The following is a 20,477-nucleotide window of genomic DNA, read 5'->3' as shown; positions in this document are numbered from 1 at the left end:
AGGCCTCAACCAGCCGGCGCGGACGGGCGCAAATACAGCATTTGATGCTGCAGGTCGAACAGTACCGGCATTTGCCTGAAGAAATCCGTGCCCAATATGCCATCTGCCTTGAATTCATCCGGCAACGTCATCAACAGGGGCGAGATACTTTTTCCGCCCGGCAGCGGCAGTGTGATCGTGCGGCAGGGGTGCCCGGGCCCCAGTTTGAAAGCGCATTTTTCCACGCGCGAAAACGCTTCGGCTGCCGAACTTTTTATAATGGAAATGGAGGCGGCCGTGTCGAGCACCAGGCGATAGGTTTTCTTGCCGTCGGCCAGATGCAGCAGCAAGCCTTCATCGATGCGCTCATATGGCACTGCCAGCCATCCGGAAGGTGGTGCGGCGCCATCGCTGGCGCTGATCTGCAGGATGCTCGCTGGCAGGTCGAGCACGACCCGTTTGCCGGCAAAAAAATTCAATCCCAGCACGGACATATTTGCCGGCAAGCCCTTTTGCTCGCCCAGCGACAGGCCCCATGGCGTCAGAATGACGCCCTGCATGGCAGCGAATGGCAAGCCGTTGACGGTCAGCGCGGGGACGAGAAATTCGTCCGATGCATGAACTTTGCCAGCCAGGTCGATGCTTTTGCGTTGCCGGCCCGTGTAGGCCAGCCCAGGCAGCGATCGTGCGACCTCCGGCGTCAGGTGCAGGCTGGTGCTTGCACCCGTGTCGAGCACGAAGGGCAGCGTCTTGCCGTTCAGCTCCAGTTGCACCACGGGCGTGCCCCTGGCGAGGGTGACGGGGAGCGCTGCGTTGGTAGCGGCCAGGGCCGTCGATGCGCACAGCAGCAACAGGCACAGGGCAGCGTTTGTTGTCATGGTCAGCGTGCGCAAAGGACTACATCAGGATCACGTCGTACTGCTCCTGGTGGTAGGCATTCTCCACCTGCAGCGAGATTTTCTTGCCGATGAAGTCACCGAGCATGGCCAGGTGCTGCGATTCTTCTTCCAGGAACAGATCCACGACTTCCTGCGAGGCGAGGATGCGGAATTCGCGCGGGTTGAACTGTTTTGCTTCGCGCAGCAGTTCGCGCAGGATTTCATAGCAGATCGTGCGCGAAGTCTTGACTTGTCCCTTGCCGGCGCAGGCGGGGCACGGTTCGCACAGAATGTGGGCCAGCGATTCGCGCGTGCGCTTGCGCGTCATTTCCACCAGGCCCAGCGGCGAGAAATTGCTCACCGAAACCTTGGTGCGGTCGCGCGACAGCGTGCGTTTCAGTTCGGCCAGCACGGCGTTGCGGTGCTCGGCATTGTCCATGTCGATGAAGTCGAGGATGATGATGCCGCCCAGGTTGCGCAGGCGCAGCTGGCGCGCGATGGCGTGCGCCGCTTCCAGGTTGGTCTTGAAGATCGTGTCGGCGAAATTGCGCCCGCCGACAAAGCCGCCCGTGTTGACGTCGATGGTGGTCATCGCTTCCGTCTGGTCGACGATCAGGTAGCCGCCCGATTTCAGGTCGACCCGGCGGCCCAGCGCGCGCAAAATCTCTTCTTCCACGCCGTACAGGTCGAACAGCGGGCGCTCGCCCGTGTAGTGCTGCAAACGCGTCAGTTCGCTGGGCGTGTAAATTTCCGCGAATTCGCGCAGCTTCACGTAGTTTTCGCGCGAGTCGACCTGGATGGTGGCCGTTTCATCGCCGACGAAATCGCGCAGCACGCGCTGTGCCAGGCTCAAATCCTGGTGCAGCAGGCTGGTGGCGGGACGCGTGCGCGCGCCGTGCGTGATGGTGCTCCAGGTCTTGCGCAGGTAGTCGACGTCCGCCTTCAGGTCGGCGTCGGAAGCGTCCTCGGCCATGGTACGCACGATGTAGCCGCCCTTTTCGTCGGGTGGCAGCAGGCTTTGCAGGCGCACGCGCAATTGCTCGCGCTCCGCTTCCTTTTCGATTTTCTGCGAAATGCCGATGTGCTTGTCTTGCGGCAGGTACACCAGCATGCGCCCGGCGATGGAAATCTGCGTCGACAGGCGCGCGCCTTTCGTGCCGATCGGGTCCTTGATCACCTGCACCGTCAGCACCTGGCCATCGAAGAGGATTTTTTCAATCGGCGCGGGGGTGGCGTTCTGGCCGTCGTGGCCGCGCGCTTCCCAGATGTCGGCCACGTGCAGGAAGGCGGCGCGTTCCAGGCCGATGTCGATGAAGGCCGATTGCATGCCCGGCAATACGCGCACCACCTTGCCGGAATACACATTGCCGGCCAGGCCGCGCGTGAGCGTGCGCTCGATGTGCAATTCCTGCACGGCGCCCTGCAGGATGAGAGCGACGCGCGTTTCTTGCGGCGTGATATTGATCAGGATGTCTTCGTTCATGGGGGCGCGGGAGTGGAGGCAACGAATGACATCATACTCGGGATCAGGGCAGGGGCAAACCTGCTTCACGCAGCAATTGCGCCGTCTCGTACAGGGGCAGGCCCATGATGCCGGAGTGGCTGCCTTCGATGTGCTCGACGAACAGCGCGGCGCTGCCCTGGATGCCGTAGGCGCCGGCCTTGTCGTACGGTTCCGGCGTGGCGCAATACGCGGCGATCGAGGCGGGCGAGAGAACGCCGAAGCGCACTTGCGACACCTGCGTGCGCTGCTCGGCGAAATCCTTGTAGTGCACGGCGATCGAGGTGAGTACCTCGTGCGTGCGGCCAGACAGCTGCTGCAGCATCGCCACCGCTTCCGCCCGGTCGGCCGGTTTGCCGAGGATGACGCCGTCGATGGTGACGGTGGTGTCGGCCGCCAGTACGGGGCGCGGGGTCAGGTGGCGGCGGCGCACCAGATCCCAGGCGAAGGCGGCCTTTTCATTCGATACGCGGGCGACATAGTCGAGCGCCGATTCGCCGGGCAGGACTTCCTCGGTGACGTCGGCGCCGCGCGGGCCGTCGCTGCGCAGCAGCAGCAATTCGAAATCGACGCCGATCTGGCGCAGCAGTTCGCGCCGGCGCGGACTTTTGGAAGCGAGGTAGATCTTGTGATCAGCCGTTTTCATGGGGGAGTTCAGACGCGGTGATAGGGGTGGTTTTGCGTGATCGACCAGGCCCGATAGAGCTGCTCGGCGAGGATCACGCGCACCACGCCGTGCGGCAGGGTCATGCTGGAAATGCGCAGCATGCCTTCGGCACGTGCCTTGAGTTGCGGATCGAGGCCGTCGGCGCCGCCGATCAAAAAGGCGGTGTCGCGGCCATCCTGCTGCCACGTCATCAACTGCTGCGACAGGCCGACACTGGTCAGGTCCTTGCCGCGTTCGTCGAGCGCGATGATGCGCACGCCCTTGGGCAGGACGGCTTCGATGCGTTCGCGTTCCAGCGCCATCGCCGTGGCGGCGGTCTTGCTGCCGGAACGCTCCACCGGCTTGATTTCTTTCAGCACGATGCGCAATTCCGGCGGCATGCGCTTCGCGTATTCCGCGAAGCCCGTCTCTATCCAGGCCGGCATTTTATGGCCGACCGCAGCGATGATGAGCTGCATCGAGGCTTACGCTTCGACTTTTTTGATACGCTTGATCACGGTTTTTGCCGGTGCAGCATCGGCTGCCGGCTTGGCCGCGCGTGGGGCGCGCACTTTTTTCTCTGGCAGCGCTTTCAAGGCTTTGACGGCAGCCGCTTCGGTCTTGGTTGGCGCGACTTTCACGGTTTTGCCGACAGCTTTGGAAGCGGTGGTTTTCTTCGCCGGGGCTTTCTTGGCTGCCGTGGCTGCCGTGGCTTTCTTGGCCGGTGTCTTTTTCTCGATCACGGGCGAAGCTTCCACATTGGCCTTGCTTGCCGCCAGATGGCCGCTGACCTTTTTCGGCTCGTCGCCGGCCGCTTTTTTCGGCGCGCGCTTGGCGGCGCCCAGTTTGATCGGGGTGTCGCCCCAGATTTCTTCCAGGCGGTAGTAGGCGCGGATAGGTGCTTGCATGATGTGGACGATCATGTCGCCCAGATCGACCAGCACCCATTCACCGGTGTCCTCGCCTTCCATGCCGATGATGTCGCCGCCGGCGTCCTTGACCTTGTTGCGTACCGAGGCGGCCAGCGCCTTGGTTTGACGGTTCGAGGTACCGGAAACGATCGCGATGCGGTCGAACAGGCTGGTCAGGTGACTCGTTTCGAAGACGGCGATGTCTTGGCCTTTGACGTCTTCAAGGGCGTCAACGACGAGGGTTTGCAGTTTTTTGATGTCCATTTAGCTTTTGTATAAATTATGTTGTTCAATATAGTCTAGCACTAGCGGGGAAACAAGCGAGTTTGCCCGATTCCCCCGTTGTAATGCCGCACGTATTTCGGTGGCGGAGATATCCACCGCGAAGTCTTGTGCCAGATAAGTCAGACCGTGCGGCGTGTTGCGGATGCTGTCCAGTGACCCCAGGCGGCGCGAAAATTCTTCGGCGACCACTTGCGGCACTGCGGTGTCATTCAGCGCGAAGCCGGGGCGGGCCGCGACGCAGATATGCGCGTATTCAAATAATTGCTGCCATTCGCGCCATGTCGCGAGCCGCTGCAGCTGGTCGGCGCCCATCAAAAAAACGATGGAAGCGCGCGCTCCCAGCTCGGCGCGTACCTGGCGCAAGGTATCGATGGTGTAGCTGGCCTGGCCATGTTCGCTGCGCTCGATTTCCTGGCGGTCGATCACGACCGGCAAGGGCAGGCCGGCAAACGCCAGGCCGGCCATCTCGGCGCGCTGCTGGCCGCTGGCGCCCAGGTGGCTCTTTTGCCAGGGCGCGCCGGCCGGGATCACGCGCAGTTCATCGGCGTGCAGCAGGCTGGAAAAATGCGTGCCCAGCGCGACATGGCCTATATGCACCGGATCGTAGCTGCCGCCCAGCAGCGCCACGCACGCCATACTACTTTCGTTCACGCCTGCAGCCAGTCGCGATGCACGAGGAAGTCAGTATACAACGCCGCTTCGGGACTGCCCGCTTCCGGGTGCCAGTCGTAGCGCCACTTGACCACGGGCGGCATCGACATCAGGATCGCCTCGGTGCGGCCGCCCGACTGCAGGCCGAACAGGGTGCCGCGGTCGAACACCAGGTTGAACTCGACATAGCGTCCGCGCCGGTAGCACTGGAAATCGCGTTCGCGTTCGCCGTAGGGCGTATCCTTGCGGCGCGCCAGGATCGGTACATACGCGTCGATGAAGGCGTCGCCGGCGCTGCGCATCATGGCAAAGCTGTCGTCAAAGCCCAAGGCGTTGAAGTCGTCGAAGAAGATGCCACCGGCGCCGCGCGCTTCGCGCCGGTGCTTCAGGTAGAAATAATCGTCACACCACTGCTTGAACTTCGGATGCAGTTCGCCGCCAAACGGCGCCAGCGCATCATGGCACACCTGGTGAAAGTGCTTCACGTCGTCCGCGTCGCCATAATACGGCGTCAGGTCCATGCCGCCGCCGAACCACCATACGGGTGCGCCATCGGCATTCACGGTGGTGAAGAACCGTACATTCATGTGCACCGTGGGCGCATACGGATTACGCGGATGCAGCACCAGCGACACGCCCATCGCCTCCCACGCCTTGCCACCGAGTTCAGGGCGCGCGGCCGCTGCCGATGGCGGCAATGCGGCGCCGGTGACGTGCGAAAAATTCACGCCGCCACGCTCGAACACATTGCCTTCCTCGATCAGCCGCGAAATGCCGCCGCCGCCCTCGGGGCGCTGCCATGCATCGGTCAGGAAGGGCTTGCCGTCCTGCGCTTCGAGCGCCTGCACGATACGGTTTTGCAAATCGAGCAAATAGGCCTTGACGGCCGAAGGAGAGGGAGTTGACGACATCGCGTGGGCCGACGAGGCCGAAATAAAAAAGTAAGGACGGATTGTACCCTGTAACGGATTTTTGTGATAGCAAAACCGGCGATGCTGTCGCCGGCCCTGCTTTACCGAGGTGGCTTGTCCTGCACCACCTGGACATCATATTGCACGCTGTCGTGGCCCGGTTGGCGGGCGGCGTCGAGTGCTTGCGCCGCGCGCTGCCGCAGGTCGTCGCGTTCCACCGTGTCGACCGGCTGCGCCAGCGGTGCCACAGGCGTCGGCTGTTCGCGCTTGAACCACGACGGTCCCACAATCGTCACGAGCATCAGCAGCACCAGCATCAGCACGATCATCAGGACGTTGAACGGGCGCGCGGCGCGCCGGCCATACCGGGCCGGCGGCTTGCCGGCGGCATCGACGATCACGCGCGCCAGTGGCGAGCCGTTCGCGCGCGTGCGCGCTTGCAGCTCCTGGTATTGCAGCGGCGATAGCGTGCCCTGTTTCAGCATATGGCGCAGGGCCGCGACGGGCGTGGCGGCCAGATGCTCGGCTGGCAGGCTGTCGTGGGCGGCGTCGCGCTGCCACGTGTTGATCAGGTTTTGCTGGTACAGCGCGTCAACCGCCTGCCGGTTCACCTGCTGCAGCGCGGCGCTGGCCAGTTGCCGGCGTGGTTCATCGGCGGGCAGCTTGCGCAGCATCCTGAAAAAACGCTCCTCGGGCACCAGTTCGGCGCGCAGCAGCCAGGCCAGCGTCGCGATCTGGTCGGCATTCATCTTCACCTCCGGCACATCAATGTCTTCGGCAGCATTGTGGGCGCGCTGCAGCTCGATGATCTCCAGCTCGGCCAGCGTATCGTCGTATTCGTCGCTGGTGATCAGGCCGAGGCGCAGCAGTTCTGCCAGCGGCAGCAGGCGCGGATCGGTGCTCATGGCTGCAGGCCTCCGCTAAACCAGCCGTACACGACGGACATTACCAGGATCAGCCCCAGCACGATCAGCGCGCCTTTCCAGGCCGGTGGGCGCTTGTACGGGATGCGGTCGTGACCATGGCGCAGCCTGGATGCTTCCATGATGTCGCGCGTCAGTTCGCTGCCATGCTCACGCACGCGCACTTCCAGCGCCTCGAACTGCGCCGTCGGCAGGATGTCGTTGACCACCAGCCAGCGCATGGCGATCCAGGGCGCATAGAACATGCGGTCGGCCGGCACCGCAGCGTGGGCCGCATCGCGCTGGAACTGGTTCAGCAAATTGAGCTCGTACAAGGCGTCGACCTCGCGGCGGTTGTAGTGCCGCACCCCCTCGGCTGCCAGCGCCTGTTGCCGGGGCGGCAGTTTGGCCATCCGCTTGGCGAAGTCATTCTTGGGCAGCAGATCGGTCAGCAGCAGCCAGCCCAGGGTGCTGACCAGGTCCGCGTCCTGCATCAGCTCCGGCATGTCGACCGGATCCTCGGGCGGGTGCAGGCGCTCATGGGCGGCGACATCGCGTTCCGAGTTGGCCTCGTCCAGTTCCTGCGCGGTGATCAGGCCAAGCTGGTGCAGCTGGTTCAGCGATGCGTGGGGCGGTTCGATATGCATGGACTTAGATTTTTACTTTGGCCTGGCGCAGTTCGCCGGCAAATTGCGGCGTCACCGACCAGCCATTGCCGGCGCTTTCTGCGCTGCTGCGCTGGAAGGTGAAGTCGCCTTCCAGCATGACCGCCGATCCGCCGTTGAGCATGCTCAGCACGGGGTCATTGCGTTCGATCAGCAGGCGGCAGGAATAGACGCCCGGCGAGATTTCCTTGCATGGCGCCAGCGGTTCGATTTCGGCGATTTCGCGCGTGCGCTCCATCGATTGCGTCAACGAAAACGCTTGCCGTGGCTGGGGCGTGATGCGCGCACCAGCCATGCCGTCGCGGAAAGCCTTTTCCAGCGCCTCGCGTCCCAGGGGCTTGGCTTGCTGGGCAAAGTCGCCATCCTCGATGGTGCCAAAGCGCGCCTGGACCAGCATTGGCTGCGCGCCAACATAGCTGATGCGGCTCTTGCTGCCGCTGTCGTCGCGCGCGACGGTATAGGCATAGTCCATCTTCTCGCCATCGAGCTCGATCGTGGCCAGGCAGCCCCGGATATTATGTGACGAGGCGTAACCGGCTTCTTTCACGTCGTGCAGGCTTGCCTTGCCCACGCCTTCCGGCGCTGCCTTGTTGAGCATGCGTGTCACGGTGGCGATCGTGTTGCTGGAGTCGCACTCGGGCACGGAATTGCCACCAACCAGGTACCAGACCATGCCGGCCAGCGCCAGCGGCGCGACGATTACCCAGGTCAGGCGCGAACCGGGAAACAGGCTGCCGAGGATCACGCCGCGTACCGCCTTCTTATGTTCCTCCTGGCGTCCTTGCGCATGCTGGATCGCGCGCTTTGCGTCATCGCTGCCGCCGGACGCGATGCGCTGGGCCATGGACTTGAATTCTGCGCGCTGCAGCAGTTCCACATGCAGCATCCAGTTCAGCACCTCGCCCGGCGTGGGCAGCAAGACGTCGCCGGGCAGGTGTGCCAGCGCCCGCTGGTACTGCTCCTGCGTGAGCAGCGTTTCGTCACGCAGGTGATCGAGCGATTCGCGATTGAGCACCTCCACCAGCTGCTGCAATATCGACAAACGCAGTGCCAGCTCGTCGCCGGTGAAGTGGCGCTCCAAGCTCAACAACAGGCTGCTCACATCCTCGGACGTAACGATCTCGCGCCGGTACAACCACATCAAGGTGTCGGGTAGCGGCGTTCCGACGGCGAGCTGCGGCAAGTCGGGATGCGCAAGCGCCTGCTCGCGCTGGCGGCGCGTGAGCAGCTTCAGCACATGCAGCGCCTCGACGGAAGTATGCGTGGACACAGGTGGATTGCTTGTCATTGGGAGTGGGTTTATCAAGAATAAAGATGATAAATTTTACAATGCAATCTCGTTTCCCCAGCGCACTATTGAAGTTGCGCCTGATCCAGTTCCATTCTGAACTGCGGTGTTACCGACCAGTTCTTGCCATCCTTGCTGCGCTGGAAGGTAAAGTCGCCTTGCTGCAGCACGGAGAGGCTCCACACGGTGGTTGGCGCCATGCGCGCGATATCGTTACGCTCGACCAGCAGCCGGCAGGACTGGATGCCAGGTCTTACCTCGCGGCATGGCGCGACCGCTTCGACATCGGCAATTTCGCGGTAATGCTGCGGCGACAGCAGCATGCCCAGGTCCGGGAACAGCAGCGGTTTGCCGCGCAAGCCATCCATGCCTGCCAGCATCGCCCGCAACAGTGCTTCTCGTCTGATCGGCTCCGCCTGCTGCACGAAGTCGCCGTTCCACGCGATCTTGCCGAAGCGCGCCTGTATCAGCTCCGGCCGCGCATCGTCATACACGATACGGCTCTTGCGGCGACCTTCGACGCGAGACACGGTATACGCGTATTGCATCGATTTGCCATGCGAGTTGACGGTGGCCAGGCAGCCACGGGTTTTTTGCGACCAGGCATAGCCGGCCTGTTTGATATCGTGCAGGCCGATCCTGGCCGCCGTCACGGCGGCCAGCGTTTCGCGGTCGTCGCATTGCGGTACCGCGTAGCTGCTGAACCAGTGCCAGGCCAGGCTGGCAACGAGCAGCGAGGCAAGCGTCAGCCAGGCCAGGGGGCTCACCGGGGCATCGTTGTCTGGTGCGGCAAGGCCGCTTGGCATGGTCATGGCGAGGAATGGGGGGCAGTCAGAATGAAAACGGGGCCGGGGCGGATGCTGTCCGCGCCGGCCCCGCCATGGGATCGTTATGGGGCGATCAATGCTTCAGGCCGCGCCAGCCGATGTCGCGGCGGTACTGCGCGCCGTCGAAATGGATTTTTTCCACGGTTTCATACGCCTGCTTCTGCGCCATCTTGATGCTGTCGCCCAGGCCCACCACGCACAGCACGCGGCCACCGTTGGTGACCAGGCGTTCGCCCTCGATGCGGGTGCCCGCATGGAAGGTGACGGCATCGACGGTTTCGGCCGGGATGTCGCCGATCGGCGTGCCTTTCACCGGATCGTCCGGGTAGCCGGCGGCAGCCATGACGACGCCGACGGCCGTGCGGCGGTCCCATTCCAGTTCCACGGCGTCGAGCGTGCCATTGACGGCGTGCTCCATGACGGTGACCAGGTCGGTCTTCAGGCGCGCCATGATGGGCTGCGTTTCCGGGTCGCCCATGCGGCAGTTGAATTCCAGCGTCTTCGGCGTGCCCTTGTCGTCGATCATCAGGCCCGCATACAGGAAGCCCGTGAACGTGATGCCGTCCTTGGCCATGCCCTGGATGGTTGGCACGATGATTTCACGCATGACGCGCGCATGCATGGCCGGCGTGACGATGGGCGCCGGCGAATACGCGCCCATGCCGCCCGTGTTCGGGCCTTCGTCGTGGTCCTTCAGGCGCTTGTGGTCCTGGCTGGTGGCCAGCGGCAGGATGTTCTTGCCGTCGCACATGACGATGAAGCTCGCTTCTTCGCCGGCGAGAAATTCCTCGATGACGATGCGCGCGCCGGCGTCGCCGAACTGGTTATCTGCCAGCATCATGTCGACCGCCTGGTGCGCTTCTTCCAGGGTCATGGCAACGACCACGCCCTTGCCGGCGGCCAGGCCGTCAGCCTTGATGACGATGGGCGCGCCCATGGCGTCGACGTAGGCGTGCGCGGGAGCGACGTCGGAGAAGGTCTGGTAGGCGGCCGTCGGGATGCCGTGGCGCTGCATGAAGGCCTTGGCGAAGTCTTTCGACGATTCCAGCTGCGCCGCTTCTTTCGTCGGGCCGAAGATTTTCAGGCCGCGCGAGCGGAACAGGTTGACGATGCCCGCTGCCAGCGGCACTTCCGGGCCGACGACGGTCAGGCTGATGTGTTCCTGTTGAACGAAATCGGCCAGCAATTGCGGGTCGCTGATGTCGAGGTTGACCAGGCGCGCATCGCGCGCGGTGCCGCCATTGCCCGGCGCGACATACACCATCTGTATGCGTTCGGACTGGGCCAGTTTCCAGGCCAGGGCGTGTTCGCGGCCGCCAGAGCCGACTACCAGAATTTTCATAGGTACCGTTCGTTCAATGTGGGTTGCAGGGCGGCGGTGCCGCCCTTGTGTGCAGAGTGATTAATTCTCTATCAGCGCGTTGGTAAACACTTCCTGGACATCGTCCAGCAGCTCCAGCGCGTCGATCAGCTTTTGCATCTTGATGGCGTCGTCGCCCGAGTACACGGTTTCCGTCGCCGGCTTCATGATGACTTCGGCCACTTCGGCCTTGAAGCCGGCCGCTTCCAGCGCTTCCTTGACGGTGGCGAAATCGTGCACGGGAGTGACCACTTCGAAGCCGCCCTCTTCATCGGCGATGACGTCGTCGGCGCCCGCTTCCAGGGCCGCTTCCATCAGCTTGTCTTCGTCGGTGCCCGGCGCGAACAGCAACTGGCCGCAGTGCTGGAACATGAAGGCGACGGAGCCTTCGTTGCCCATGTTGCCGCCGTTCTTGTTGAAGGCGTTGCGCACCTCGGCCACCGTGCGTACCTTGTTGTCGGTCATGCATTCGACGATGACGGCCGCGCCGCCCACGCCGTAGCCTTCGTAGCGCACTTCTTCGTAGTTGGCGCCATCGACGCCGCCGCTGCCGCGGTTGATCGCGCGCTGGACGTTGTCTTTTGGCATATTGGCGTCAGCCGCCTTGTCGACCGCCAGGCGCAGGCGCGGATTGGTGATGGCGTCGGCGCCGCCCATGCGGGCCGCGACCGTGATTTCCTTGATCAGGCGCGTCCAGATTTTGCCGCGCTTGGCATCGGTGGCAGCCTTTTTATGCTTGATATTGGCCCATTTGCTATGTCCTGCCATGTCGAATCTTCCTTAGACGGGTGTTCAATTGTGGCCGACATTTTAGCATATCGGCCCCTTGCGAAGCGGCATGGCCCCGTCATCAGGATGACACAATCTGTTGCTAAAGTGACGCGCTTTCACCATATCGAGGGCGCGACATCATGGCAAGTCAAATGGACAGGCGGCAATTTCTGAAATTGGGCGGCTTTATCACGGTCTCCGTGGCCACCGTCGGCCTTGCCGCCTGCGGCAGCACCGATTACAGCGATCCTGGCGTGCCGCTGGCCTCGGGCAGCGACTGGAAGTTCCCGCAAAGCGTGGCCTCGGGCGACCCCCGCGCCGACAGCGCCATGCTGTGGACGCGCGTCGTGCCCGCCAGTTTCGACGCCGTCGCGCCCGCCGTGGCGGGCAAGTCCGACGTGGCCGTGCGCCTGATCGTCAGCGCCAGCGACAATACGGCGGCCCTGGGCGGCAACACGGCTCTGGCCGGCACGCCCATCGTCGATGCCAAGTTGCCATTGAAGGCCGATTTCGACAATACCCTGCGCCACAAGGTCACGGGTTTGCAGCCGGGCCAGGTGTATTTTTACCAGTTCATCGCCGGCGACGTGCGCTCGAACGTGGGCCGCTTCAAGACGGCGCCCGCCGCCACCGCCGACGTGTCGCAGCTGCAGTTCGCCTACCTGACGTGCCAGGACTGGAGCATCAACCACTGGGGCGCGCTGTCGCACATCGCCGCCAATGAAAGCCTGGACTTCATCGTCCACCTGGGCGATTACATCTATGAAACGGTGGGCGAGACCTTCCAGAGCGGCGCCGTGGAAAGCCGCCACGAGCAGCTGAAATTGCCCGATGGCACGTATAAAAGCGGCAGGTCCGGCGCCAAGTACGCCACCACCGTGGCCGATTACCGCTACCTGTACAAGAAATACCGCACCGATGCGCGTTTGCAAGCCGTGCACGAGCGCTTCGCCTTCATCGCCGTCTGGGATGACCACGAGTTCACGGACGATGCCTGGCAGGACGCCTCCACCTATGAAGGCATCGTGGCGACGGACGGCAGCGATTTGCACCAGCCGGCCCGCCGCCGCAGCGCCAACCAGGCGTGGTTCGAATACATGCCGGCCGACGTCACGTTCGATGGCGCCGCGACCACGTTCCAGAACATCCAGATCTACCGCGATTTCCAGTTCGGCAAACTGATGCAGCTGGTGATGACGGACGAGCGCCTGTACCGCGCCGACCATGCGATCGCCGAGTCGACCGTCAACCCGGCCACGGGCAAGCCGCTGGGCAGCGTCGGCAGCCGCTACCTGGTGCCGCAAGCGCTGTTCGACAGCGTGGAAGGACAGAAAATGGCGGCAGCCACCAAGGCCGGCGCCGACCCGCTGGCCGCCGTCGGCATGCTGGGCACGACCCAGCGCGACTGGTGGAAAAGCAAGATGAAGGCGGCGACCTCCACCTGGAAGCTGTGGGGCAATGAAGTGTCGCTGCTGCGCATGGGTCTCAATGGCACGGATGCGATTGCCACCTTGCTGGCCCTGAGCGCCATGGCCAACGTGGGGCAGGCCATCGCCAGCACCTTGCCGCTGGTGGGCGGCAGCGTGCCGCTGGCGTCGGCCATCGTGGCAGCTTCCACAGCGGGAGCAGCGCAAAACGTGGCGCAAGCGGCGGCCATGGCGATCGCCGGCGCGGTAGCCAATGCCGGCGCGCAGGGTGCCGCTGCCGTGGGCGCCGGCTTGAGCGCGGCTCAGGCCGGCATCACTGTAGCGGCCTACAACAGCGGCTCGCCGACCGCCGCCGCGCAAGTGATTGCCTTCGGCTGGATCAAGCCCGACGTGCAGGCCAAGGGCGCGGCATCGAGCTTTGTCGCCGCGTCAGGCCAGCAGGCGGCGCTGGCGCCATTCTTCACGCGCTTCCTGCTCAATTGCGACCAGTGGGATGGCTACAACAGCGAGCGCAAGAATCTGATGGCCCACCTGAAAAACAATGCCATCGGCAACGTGGTGGCGCTGACCGGTGATATCCACTCGTTCTTTGCCGGTACCGTCAGCGACGACTTCGACGCGGCCGGTGGTGGCACGCCCGTCATGGTCGACCTGGTGTCGGCCGGCATCAGCTCCGATTCCTTCTTCAGCTACCTGAAGTCGGCGGCCGGCAGCATGGGCAATATCGGCACCCTCGTCAGCTATCCGCTGGCCATCCCCGTCACGGGCCTGGGCACGGTCAATCTGGACATCAACCTGCTCGACTACACCATGGGCAAGGCCGCGCCCACCGTCGACAGCCTGCTGGAGCAATTGCGCGTGCAACTGCGCGGCGCCCTGGCCGCCAAGGGCGTGCCGGAAGCGCAACTGGACGCCACGGTCGCTGCCGTGCAGGCTGGCTTGAAAGCGAGCACTGACTTCAGTGGGACCTTGCTGGGCCTGGCGCAGCAATTGTCCGGCCTGGGCAACAACCCGTGGATCAAGCATTTGAACACGGATGCGCAGGGCTACACGGTGGTCACCTTGACGCCGGGCAAGCTGGTGGCGCAGTTCAAGCAAGTGAATAAACTGATCGGCACGGCCGCGCCCGCGAACGTGATTGCGCGGGTGACGACGGCGACGGTGACGGCGGGTGTGGCGGCGGTGCTTATTTCCTAACCCAAAATGCAAGGGCTGGGGTCGGACCCTCAGGGTCCGACCCCGGTATTTGCCGTTGGGGTTATCAGCCGCCTTTGGCTTTTGCCTTACAATCTGGACATGAGCTCCAGTTCCCCGCAAGCAACCCCATCTTCGCTTCCCCGTTCCGTCTACCTCGGTGGCCTGGCCATCGCCGTGGGCGGTGCGGTGCTGTTTTCCACCAAGGCCATCGTCGCCAAGCTGCTGTACCGCTACCAGATCGACGCCGTCACCCTGATCGCTTTCAGGATGATCTTTTCGCTGCCCGTGTTCGCCGTCATCGCCTGGTGGAAGATGCGCACGGAGCCGCCGCTGTCGAACCGCGACCGCTGGCGCCTCGTCGGGCTGGGGCTCGTCGGCTACTACCTGTCCAGCTATCTGGACTTTCTTGGACTGCAATACATTTCCGTGGGCCTCGAGCGGCTGATCCTGTTCCTCACACCCACCTTCGTGCTCCTGATTACCACCGTGTACTTCAAGCAGCGCATCAGCCGCCTGCAATGGCTGGCCCTATTTACCTCGTATTGCGGCATCGTGCTGGTATTCGTGCACGACTTGCAGGGCGGCGCCAGCAATGTGGCGCTGGGGTCGACCCTGGTGCTGGGCTCGGCCTGTTCGTATGCCGTGTATCTGCTCGGTTCGGGCGAATTGGTGAAACGCATCGGTTCGATGCGGCTCGTTTCCTACGCGATGTGCGTGGCCAGCTTTGCCTGTATCGCCCAATTCTTCATCCTGCGCCCCGTCGAGCTGCTGATACAGCCCATGCCCGTGTATGGCTTGTCCTTGCTCAATGGTATCTTTTGCACGGTGATGCCCGTCTTCATGACGATGATCGCCGTCGAGCGCATCGGCGCGCCCGTCGCGTCGCAGGCGGGCATGATCGGCCCCGTGTCGACCCTGTTCCTGGGCGCCATGATTCTCGATGAACCGATCACCAACTGGCAACTGGCTGGCACCAGCCTTGTGCTCGCCGGGATTTACTTGCTGTCGAAAAAGAAATAATTCCTCCACCCACTGAAAAGTTCTCACCATGAAAACACGCATCGCCCTGATTGCCCACGACAAGAAAAAAGATGACATGATTACCCTGGCGGGCGAATACCTGGACTTTTTGAAGGGTTGCGAACTGTCGGCCACGGGCACCACGGGTGGCCGCCTGATCAATGAACTGGGCTTGCAAGTGGAACGCAAGCATTCCGGTCCGTTCGGCGGCGACTTGCAGATCGGCTCGCTGCTGGTGGAAGGCTTGATCGATTGCGTGATCTTCCTGCGTGACCCGATGACGCCGCAGCCGCACGAGCCGGACATCAATGCCCTGGTGCGCGCCTGCGACGTGCACAACGTGGCGTGCGCAACGAATCTGTCGTCGGCGCACCTGGTGCTGTCGCAATTGCAGGCGCAGGCCGTTGCTGCCGCCTGATCCACCTACACGAGGAGATGAGCATGAGCGCAACGATTACCACCAAGGCCATCCGCGTACAGCGCACGGGCGGCCCGGAAGTGATGGAGTATGTGGACGTGGAACTGCCGCCGCCGGGTCCCGGCGAGGCGCGCGTCAAGCATGAGGCCATCGGCCTCAATTTCATCGACGTGTATTTCCGCACGGGCCTGTACCCGCAGCCGCTGCCCAATGGCCTCGGCGTCGAGGGCGCGGGCATCGTCGAGGCGGTGGGCGAGGGCGTCACGGAAGTGAAGGTGGGTGACCGGGTGGCGTATGCGGCGCGCATCAATGGCGCGTATGCACAGCAGCGCAACCTGCCGGCGGTCCTGCTGCTGGTGTTGCCCGAGCGCATAGCTTTCGACACGGCGGCCGCCATGATGCTGCAAGGCTTGACGGTGCAATACCTGTTTCACCGCACGGTGGCCCTGAAGGCGGGCGACACGGTACTATTCCACGCGGCCGCGGGCGGCGTGGGCCTGATCGCCTGCCAGTGGGCCAAGGTGCTGGGCGTGAATCTGATCGGCACGGCCGGTTCCGATGAAAAGGCGGAGCTGGCCAAGGCGCACGGCGCGGCCCACGTCATTAACTACAACACGGAAAACTTCGTCGAGCGCGTGCGCGAAATCACGGGTGGCAAGGGCGTCTCGGTGGTTTACGATTCCATCGGCAAGGACACGTTTACGGGTTCGCTCGACTGCCTGGCGCCGCTGGGCATGATGGTCAGCTTTGGCAACGCCTCCGGTCCCGTGCCGGCGTTTACGCTGAGCGAACTGGCCTCGCGCGGCTCGCTGTTCATTACGCGTCCAGCCCTGTTCAGCTATGCCTCGAACCGCGCCAACCTGGAAGAGATGGCGACCTCGCTGTTCGGCGTCGTCAGCAGCGGCGAAGTGCAGATCGAGATCAACCAGCGCTACAGCCTGGCCAATATCGCCCAGGCGCACACGGATCTGGAAGGGCGCAAGACGACCGGCTCGACCATCATCGTGCCATGAGCGGCGGCAGTGACGGCACGCCGAAATTCGGCCGCCTGCTGATCGTGCTGTTATTGGCCGTGGCTCTGATCGGCGCGCTCACCTTTGCCGCCGAGGCGTATTACTCATAGGCATAAAACGCAGACATAAAAAACCGGCTTGCACATTGCTGCACCAGCCGGTTTTTTAAAGTACTCCAGACTTCTCGCGCCTGACAAAACCGTAGCGAGCGGCAGTGATTTGTGGCCGAGAAGCGCAACCGTACTTTAGTACGGTGAGCATCGCCGGCCGCAAAGCGCGACGCGCAGTAGGTTTTGGCTGGCGCTCTCAGTCCACCTTGACTTCCACTTTACGGGGCACGCCGCTCTGGCCGGGGAAATCGGCAAAGGCGCTGGCCACCATGGCCGGCATCACTTGCGACGTGGCGCGCTTGTTGCTGGTCGATTGCACGGTCACATCGTACAGTTTCTTGCCGTTGCGGTCATTGATCGTCACGCGCAATTCGCGTTCGTATTTATGGCGCACGGTTTCTTCCATGTCCAGCGGACCAAACCAGTAGGGATTGTAGCCAAAGCGGCCATAGCCTGGCCATGCGCCATAGCGGTAGCCGTAGCGGCCAGGCCAGTAGCCGGGGCCATTCCAGAATGGATCGGACGCCTGCAGCACACGCTCGGGATAGTCGACGGTGGAAAACTGCATCGCCACGCGCAAATTGGCTGCGGCAGGGCCGGAAGCTTCACCGAAGCCGTGCTTGGCCAGTTCCGCGCGCACCAGGTTCTGGTAGCTGCGGTATTCCAGCGTGTCGTGTTCGGCCGCTGGTGCTTCAAATGCATATGATTTGTCCTGCAATTGCGCAGGCCACTCGTGGAAAACGGTGACATCGCTGCGTATGGTGGTGGCGCATCCGGTCAGCAACACGGTCAATGCGGCCATCATGATGGTGAGATAACGTTTCATTGCATGACCTCCTGATAGTAGACACAATTCATCGCTTAGTATTATAAGAATAGTTCTATTTGTTTCTATTCATTATTACAGAATGTTACCGAGCATGTCGGCGTGTAAGGGAATCCAACATTCCTGGCCTGAATCGCGACGATCGGGGGCTGGTGTTGGTAAAATAGGCTTTTGCCTCCGCTCCCACCCAAATCCCTATGCGCACAGACAGCCCTCAGACGATTTACCGCAAAGATTACACGCCGCCCAGCTTCCTGGTCGACAGCGTCGAACTTGGTTTCGATCTCGATCCCGCCCGCACAGTGGTGGCGAGCCGGATTCACATGCGCCACAACCCGGCCAGCACCAGCCGCAGCATCGAATTGCACGGCGAACACATCGAACTGGTGCAAGTACGCCTGAATGGCAAAGTGTTGAAGCCGTCGCAGTACAAGCTGACGGCCAGCATGCTGACCATTCCGAAGGCTCCGGACGATGTTACGCTCGAGATCGAGACCGTGCTGGCGCCGCAGGACAATACCTCGCTGTCCGGCCTGTACGTGTCGAACTATAATTTCTTCACGCAGTGCGAGGCCGAAGGATTCCGCCGTATCACCTTCTTCCCGGACCGCCCGGACGTGATGGCCAAATACACGGTCATGCTGCGCGCCGACAAGGAACATTATCCGGTGCTGCTGTCGAACGGTAACCTGATCGAAGAGGGCGACCTTGGCGACGGCCGCCATTACGCCAAGTGGGAAGACCCGTTCAAGAAGCCGTCCTACCTGTTCGCGCTGGTCGCCGCGCGCCTGGTGTGCCAGGAGGAACGCTACACCCTGAAGTCGGGCCGCGAAGTGCTGCTGCAGGTGTGGGTGGAAGACGGCAACCTCGACAAAACCGACTATGCCATGCAGTCGCTGAAAAATTCCATTCGCTGGGACGAGGAACGCTTCGGCCTGGAGCTGGACCTGGACCGCTTCATGATTGTCGCCGTGGGCGACTTCAACATGGGCGCCATGGAAAACAAGGGGCTGAACATCTTCAATACCAAGTATGTGCTGGCCAATTCGCGCGTGGCGACCGACGTCGATTACGCGGGCATCGAAGCGGTGGTCGGCCACGAATACTTCCACAACTGGACCGGCAACCGCGTCACGTGCCGCGACTGGTTCCAGCTGTCGCTGAAAGAAGGCTTGACGGTGTTCCGCGACCAGGAATTCTCGGCCGACATGATCGGCACGGACACGGGCCGCGCCGTTACGCGCATCGACCAGGTGCGCACCCTGCGCCAGGCGCAGTTCCCGGAAGACGCGGGTCCGATGGCGCATCCCGTGCGTCCCGATTCCTTTGTCGAGATCAATAACTTTTACACGGTCACCATCTACGAAAAAGGCGCCGAAGTGGTGCGCATGTATCAGACCCTGGTGGGGCGCGACGGTTTCCGCAAGGGCATGGACTTGTATTTTGAACGCCACGATGGCCAGGCCGTCCAGTGCGACGACTTCCGCGCCGCCATGGCGGATGCGAATGGCCGCGATTTTAGCCAGTTCGAGCGCTGGTACAGCCAGGCGGGCACGCCCATCGTCAAGGCCTCCACGCGCTATGACGCGGACAGCCGGACGTTCGAGCTGACCCTGGCGCAAAGCTGCCCCGCCACGCCGGGCCAGCCGAAAAAACTGCCATTCCACATCCCCGTCACCGTCGGCTTGCTGGCTGCCGATGGTGGCGACTTGCCGCTTTACGTGGATGGTGTGGCCTCGAACGGCGCCACCAGCGTCGTGCTGGAATTGACGCAAGCGTCGCAGACTTTCCGCTTCACGCAGGTGGCGCAAACCCCCGTGCCTTCGCTGCTACGCGACTTTTCCGCGCCCGTGGTGCTGGAGTACGGCTATACCGACGCCGAACTGCTGCACCTGTTCCGCCACGACAGCGATCCCGTCAACCGCTGGGAAGCTGGCCAGCGCCTGGCCATGGAGCGCCTGCTGAAACTGACCGGTGCCGTGGCTGCTGGCGAGACCCTGGTGCTGGACGACACCTTCATCGCCGCGCAGCGCGCCTTGCTGGCCGACGAAGCGCTCGATCCCGCCTTCCGCGAGCTGGCGCTGATCCTGCCGTCGGAAACCATCATCGCCGAGCGCATGGCGCAAGTCGACCCGCAAGCGATCCATGCGGCGCGCCAGTTCATGCGCCGTACCATCGCCGCCGCCCTGAAGCCTGAACTGCTGGCGCAATACCACGCCAACCAGACGCCGGGCGAATACAGCCCTGACGCCCTGTCGGCCGGCAAGCGCGCGCTGAAAAACCTGGCGCTGTCGTATCTGCTGATCGCGCCCGAAGCGGCGGAGCTGGACCTGGCGCGGCTGCAGTTCGACAATGCCGGCAACATGACGGACCGCGCCGCGGCGTTGGCGGCGCTGATTCATTCCGGCTCGCAGCCGCATGCGCAGGCGGCCTTGACCAGCTTCTATACCGACTTCGAGAACGAAGCGCTGGTGATCGACAAGTGGTTCGCCATGCAGGCGGCCGCGCCAACGACCGATGTGCAAGCCGTGCGCCAGTTGATGACGCATCCGGCCTTCACCTTGAAAAATCCGAACCGCGCGCGCAGCCTGATCTTCAATTTCACCAACGGCAATCCATCGCAATTCCATGCGGCAGATGGCAGCGGCTACGCCTTCTGGGCCGAGCAAGTGATCGCGCTCGACGCCCTGAACCCGCAAGTGGCGGCCCGCCTGGCGCGTTCCATGGACCGCTGGCGCCGTTACGTGCCGGCGCTGCAAAGCCACATGCGCGACGCGCTGGAAAAAGTCGCCGGCCAGGCCAGTTTGTCGAACGACGTGATGGAAGTCGTTTCCAAGGCATTGGCGAATTGATGGCATGTCGGATTACGCCCTGCGGGCTAATCCGACCTA

19 protein-coding genes are annotated in these 20,477 nt (G+C 62.9%); 5 read left to right on the top strand and 14 right to left on the bottom strand.

The window, feature by feature from the left end; genetic code table 11:
• Window positions 1-5 precede the first annotated feature (5 nt).
• The 13 genes from KO539_RS05870 to KO539_RS05810 form a co-directional block, all read right to left on the bottom strand.
• Window positions 6-857 carry a retropepsin-like aspartic protease gene (locus KO539_RS05870; protein ID WP_219307818.1) on the bottom strand — a complete coding sequence of 284 codons (852 nt, stop codon included), beginning with the start codon at window positions 855-857 and terminating at the stop codon, window positions 6-8.
• Window positions 858-876: 19 nt separating this feature from the next.
• Window positions 877-2,340: a ribonuclease G gene (rng, locus tag KO539_RS05865; RefSeq protein WP_034747098.1), complete on the bottom strand. Its 1,464-nt coding sequence runs from the start codon at window positions 2,338-2,340 to the stop codon at window positions 877-879.
• Window positions 2,341-2,383: 43 nt separating this feature from the next.
• Window positions 2,384-3,004: a nucleoside triphosphate pyrophosphatase gene (locus KO539_RS05860; RefSeq protein WP_219307816.1), complete on the bottom strand. Its 621-nt coding sequence runs from the start codon at window positions 3,002-3,004 to the stop codon at window positions 2,384-2,386.
• An 8-nt stretch (window positions 3,005-3,012) separates the two neighbouring features.
• Window positions 3,013-3,483 (bottom strand): 23S rRNA (pseudouridine(1915)-N(3))-methyltransferase RlmH, encoded by a 471-nt coding sequence (gene rlmH / locus KO539_RS05855; RefSeq protein ID WP_035821794.1) that lies wholly within the window; start codon window positions 3,481-3,483, stop codon window positions 3,013-3,015.
• A gap of 6 nt (window positions 3,484-3,489) precedes the next feature.
• A complete protein-coding gene (gene rsfS / locus KO539_RS05850) occupies window positions 3,490-4,179 on the bottom strand; it encodes a ribosome silencing factor (protein WP_099378127.1) in 690 nt (229 codons plus the stop codon).
• Window positions 4,180-4,836 (bottom strand): nicotinate (nicotinamide) nucleotide adenylyltransferase, encoded by a 657-nt coding sequence (gene nadD / locus KO539_RS05845; protein ID WP_219308638.1) that lies wholly within the window; start codon window positions 4,834-4,836, stop codon window positions 4,180-4,182.
• 11 nt (window positions 4,837-4,847) lie between these two features.
• Window positions 4,848-5,762 carry an oxygen-dependent coproporphyrinogen oxidase gene (gene hemF, locus KO539_RS05840; RefSeq protein ID WP_219307814.1) on the bottom strand — a complete coding sequence of 305 codons (915 nt, stop codon included), beginning with the start codon at window positions 5,760-5,762 and terminating at the stop codon, window positions 4,848-4,850.
• Window positions 5,763-5,863: 101 nt separating this feature from the next.
• Complete coding sequence (locus KO539_RS05835; protein WP_219307812.1) at window positions 5,864-6,667, bottom strand: hypothetical protein; 804 nt, start codon at window positions 6,665-6,667, stop codon at window positions 5,864-5,866.
• Entirely contained in the window at window positions 6,664-7,311 is a 648-nt protein-coding gene (locus KO539_RS05830; RefSeq protein ID WP_219307810.1) for a hypothetical protein, read from the bottom strand. The genes KO539_RS05835 and KO539_RS05830 overlap by 4 nt, the downstream gene beginning before the upstream one ends.
• Window positions 7,312-7,315: 4 nt before the next feature.
• Window positions 7,316-8,599: a hypothetical protein gene (locus KO539_RS05825; RefSeq protein WP_219307808.1), complete on the bottom strand. Its 1,284-nt coding sequence runs from the start codon at window positions 8,597-8,599 to the stop codon at window positions 7,316-7,318.
• Between the two features lie 83 nt (window positions 8,600-8,682).
• Window positions 8,683-9,429 (bottom strand): hypothetical protein, encoded by a 747-nt coding sequence (locus KO539_RS05820; RefSeq protein ID WP_219307806.1) that lies wholly within the window; start codon window positions 9,427-9,429, stop codon window positions 8,683-8,685.
• Window positions 9,430-9,517: 88 nt separating this feature from the next.
• The gene (gene purD, locus KO539_RS05815; protein WP_219307804.1) at window positions 9,518-10,786 is read right to left on the bottom strand and encodes a phosphoribosylamine--glycine ligase; all 1,269 of its coding nucleotides are present in this window, start codon (window positions 10,784-10,786) and stop codon (window positions 9,518-9,520) included.
• A 60-nt stretch (window positions 10,787-10,846) separates the two neighbouring features.
• Window positions 10,847-11,572 (bottom strand): YebC/PmpR family DNA-binding transcriptional regulator, encoded by a 726-nt coding sequence (locus KO539_RS05810; RefSeq protein ID WP_034747129.1) that lies wholly within the window; start codon window positions 11,570-11,572, stop codon window positions 10,847-10,849.
• Between the two features lie 155 nt (window positions 11,573-11,727).
• Here KO539_RS05810 and KO539_RS05805 point away from each other — a divergent pair, with 155 nt between their 5' ends.
• The 4 genes from KO539_RS05805 (at window position 11,728) to KO539_RS05790 (ending at window position 16,650) form a co-directional block, all read left to right on the top strand.
• Window positions 11,728-14,199, top strand: a complete 2,472-nt coding sequence (locus KO539_RS05805; protein WP_219307802.1) for an alkaline phosphatase — start codon at window positions 11,728-11,730, stop codon at window positions 14,197-14,199.
• A gap of 99 nt (window positions 14,200-14,298) precedes the next feature.
• Entirely contained in the window at window positions 14,299-15,219 is a 921-nt protein-coding gene (locus KO539_RS05800) for a DMT family transporter (protein ID WP_219307800.1), read from the top strand.
• Window positions 15,220-15,247: 28 nt separating this feature from the next.
• A complete protein-coding gene (locus KO539_RS05795) occupies window positions 15,248-15,637 on the top strand; it encodes a methylglyoxal synthase (RefSeq protein WP_035821766.1) in 390 nt (129 codons plus the stop codon).
• Between the two features lie 23 nt (window positions 15,638-15,660).
• Window positions 15,661-16,650, top strand: a complete 990-nt coding sequence (locus tag KO539_RS05790; protein WP_219307798.1) for a quinone oxidoreductase — start codon at window positions 15,661-15,663, stop codon at window positions 16,648-16,650.
• Window positions 16,651-16,956: 306 nt separating this feature from the next.
• Here KO539_RS05790 and KO539_RS05785 read toward each other — a convergent pair whose 3' ends face one another.
• Window positions 16,957-17,586 (bottom strand): DUF4136 domain-containing protein, encoded by a 630-nt coding sequence (locus KO539_RS05785; RefSeq protein ID WP_035821761.1) that lies wholly within the window; start codon window positions 17,584-17,586, stop codon window positions 16,957-16,959.
• Window positions 17,587-17,783: 197 nt separating this feature from the next.
• Between KO539_RS05785 and pepN the strand changes: the two genes are divergently transcribed.
• On the top strand, window positions 17,784-20,438 hold the full coding sequence (gene pepN / locus KO539_RS05780) for an aminopeptidase N (protein WP_219307796.1): 2,655 nt from the start codon (window positions 17,784-17,786) through the stop codon (window positions 20,436-20,438).
• The last annotated feature ends 39 nt before the right edge of the window (window positions 20,439-20,477 follow it).

It is taken from the genome of Janthinobacterium sp. NKUCC06_STL, assembly GCF_019345455.1.
GTDB lineage: Bacteria > Pseudomonadota > Gammaproteobacteria > Burkholderiales > Burkholderiaceae_D > Janthinobacterium > Janthinobacterium rivuli.
Note: the sequence above shows the minus strand (reverse complement) of the source record. Positions and strands in the feature narration are given on the sequence as shown.

Bases quoted from the DNA above. Each gene is read 5' to 3' on its own strand.
- KO539_RS05870 (WP_219307818.1), bottom strand. From the start codon at position 857: ATGACAACAAACGCTGCCCTGTGCCTGTTGCTGCTGTGCGCATCGACG.
- rng (WP_034747098.1), bottom strand. From the start codon at position 2,340: ATGAACGAAGACATCCTGATCAATATCACGCCGCAAGAAACGCGCGTC.
- KO539_RS05860 (WP_219307816.1), bottom strand. From the start codon at position 3,004: ATGAAAACGGCTGATCACAAGATCTACCTCGCTTCCAAAAGTCCGCGC.
- rlmH (WP_035821794.1), bottom strand. From the start codon at position 3,483: ATGCAGCTCATCATCGCTGCGGTCGGCCATAAAATGCCGGCCTGGATA.
- rsfS (WP_099378127.1), bottom strand. From the start codon at position 4,179: ATGGACATCAAAAAACTGCAAACCCTCGTCGTTGACGCCCTTGAAGAC.
- nadD (WP_219308638.1), bottom strand. From the start codon at position 4,836: ATGGCGTGCGTGGCGCTGCTGGGCGGCAGCTACGATCCGGTGCATATA.
- hemF (WP_219307814.1), bottom strand. From the start codon at position 5,762: ATGTCGTCAACTCCCTCTCCTTCGGCCGTCAAGGCCTATTTGCTCGAT.
- KO539_RS05835 (WP_219307812.1), bottom strand. From the start codon at position 6,667: ATGAGCACCGATCCGCGCCTGCTGCCGCTGGCAGAACTGCTGCGCCTC.
- KO539_RS05830 (WP_219307810.1), bottom strand. From the start codon at position 7,311: ATGCATATCGAACCGCCCCACGCATCGCTGAACCAGCTGCACCAGCTT.
- KO539_RS05820 (WP_219307806.1), bottom strand. From the start codon at position 9,429: ATGACCATGCCAAGCGGCCTTGCCGCACCAGACAACGATGCCCCGGTG.
- purD (WP_219307804.1), bottom strand. From the start codon at position 10,786: ATGAAAATTCTGGTAGTCGGCTCTGGCGGCCGCGAACACGCCCTGGCC.
- KO539_RS05810 (WP_034747129.1), bottom strand. From the start codon at position 11,572: ATGGCAGGACATAGCAAATGGGCCAATATCAAGCATAAAAAGGCTGCC.
- KO539_RS05805 (WP_219307802.1), top strand. From the start codon at position 11,728: ATGGACAGGCGGCAATTTCTGAAATTGGGCGGCTTTATCACGGTCTCC.
- KO539_RS05800 (WP_219307800.1), top strand. From the start codon at position 14,299: ATGAGCTCCAGTTCCCCGCAAGCAACCCCATCTTCGCTTCCCCGTTCC.
- KO539_RS05795 (WP_035821766.1), top strand. From the start codon at position 15,248: ATGAAAACACGCATCGCCCTGATTGCCCACGACAAGAAAAAAGATGAC.
- KO539_RS05790 (WP_219307798.1), top strand. From the start codon at position 15,661: ATGAGCGCAACGATTACCACCAAGGCCATCCGCGTACAGCGCACGGGC.
- KO539_RS05785 (WP_035821761.1), bottom strand. From the start codon at position 17,586: ATGAAACGTTATCTCACCATCATGATGGCCGCATTGACCGTGTTGCTG.
- pepN (WP_219307796.1), top strand. From the start codon at position 17,784: ATGCGCACAGACAGCCCTCAGACGATTTACCGCAAAGATTACACGCCG.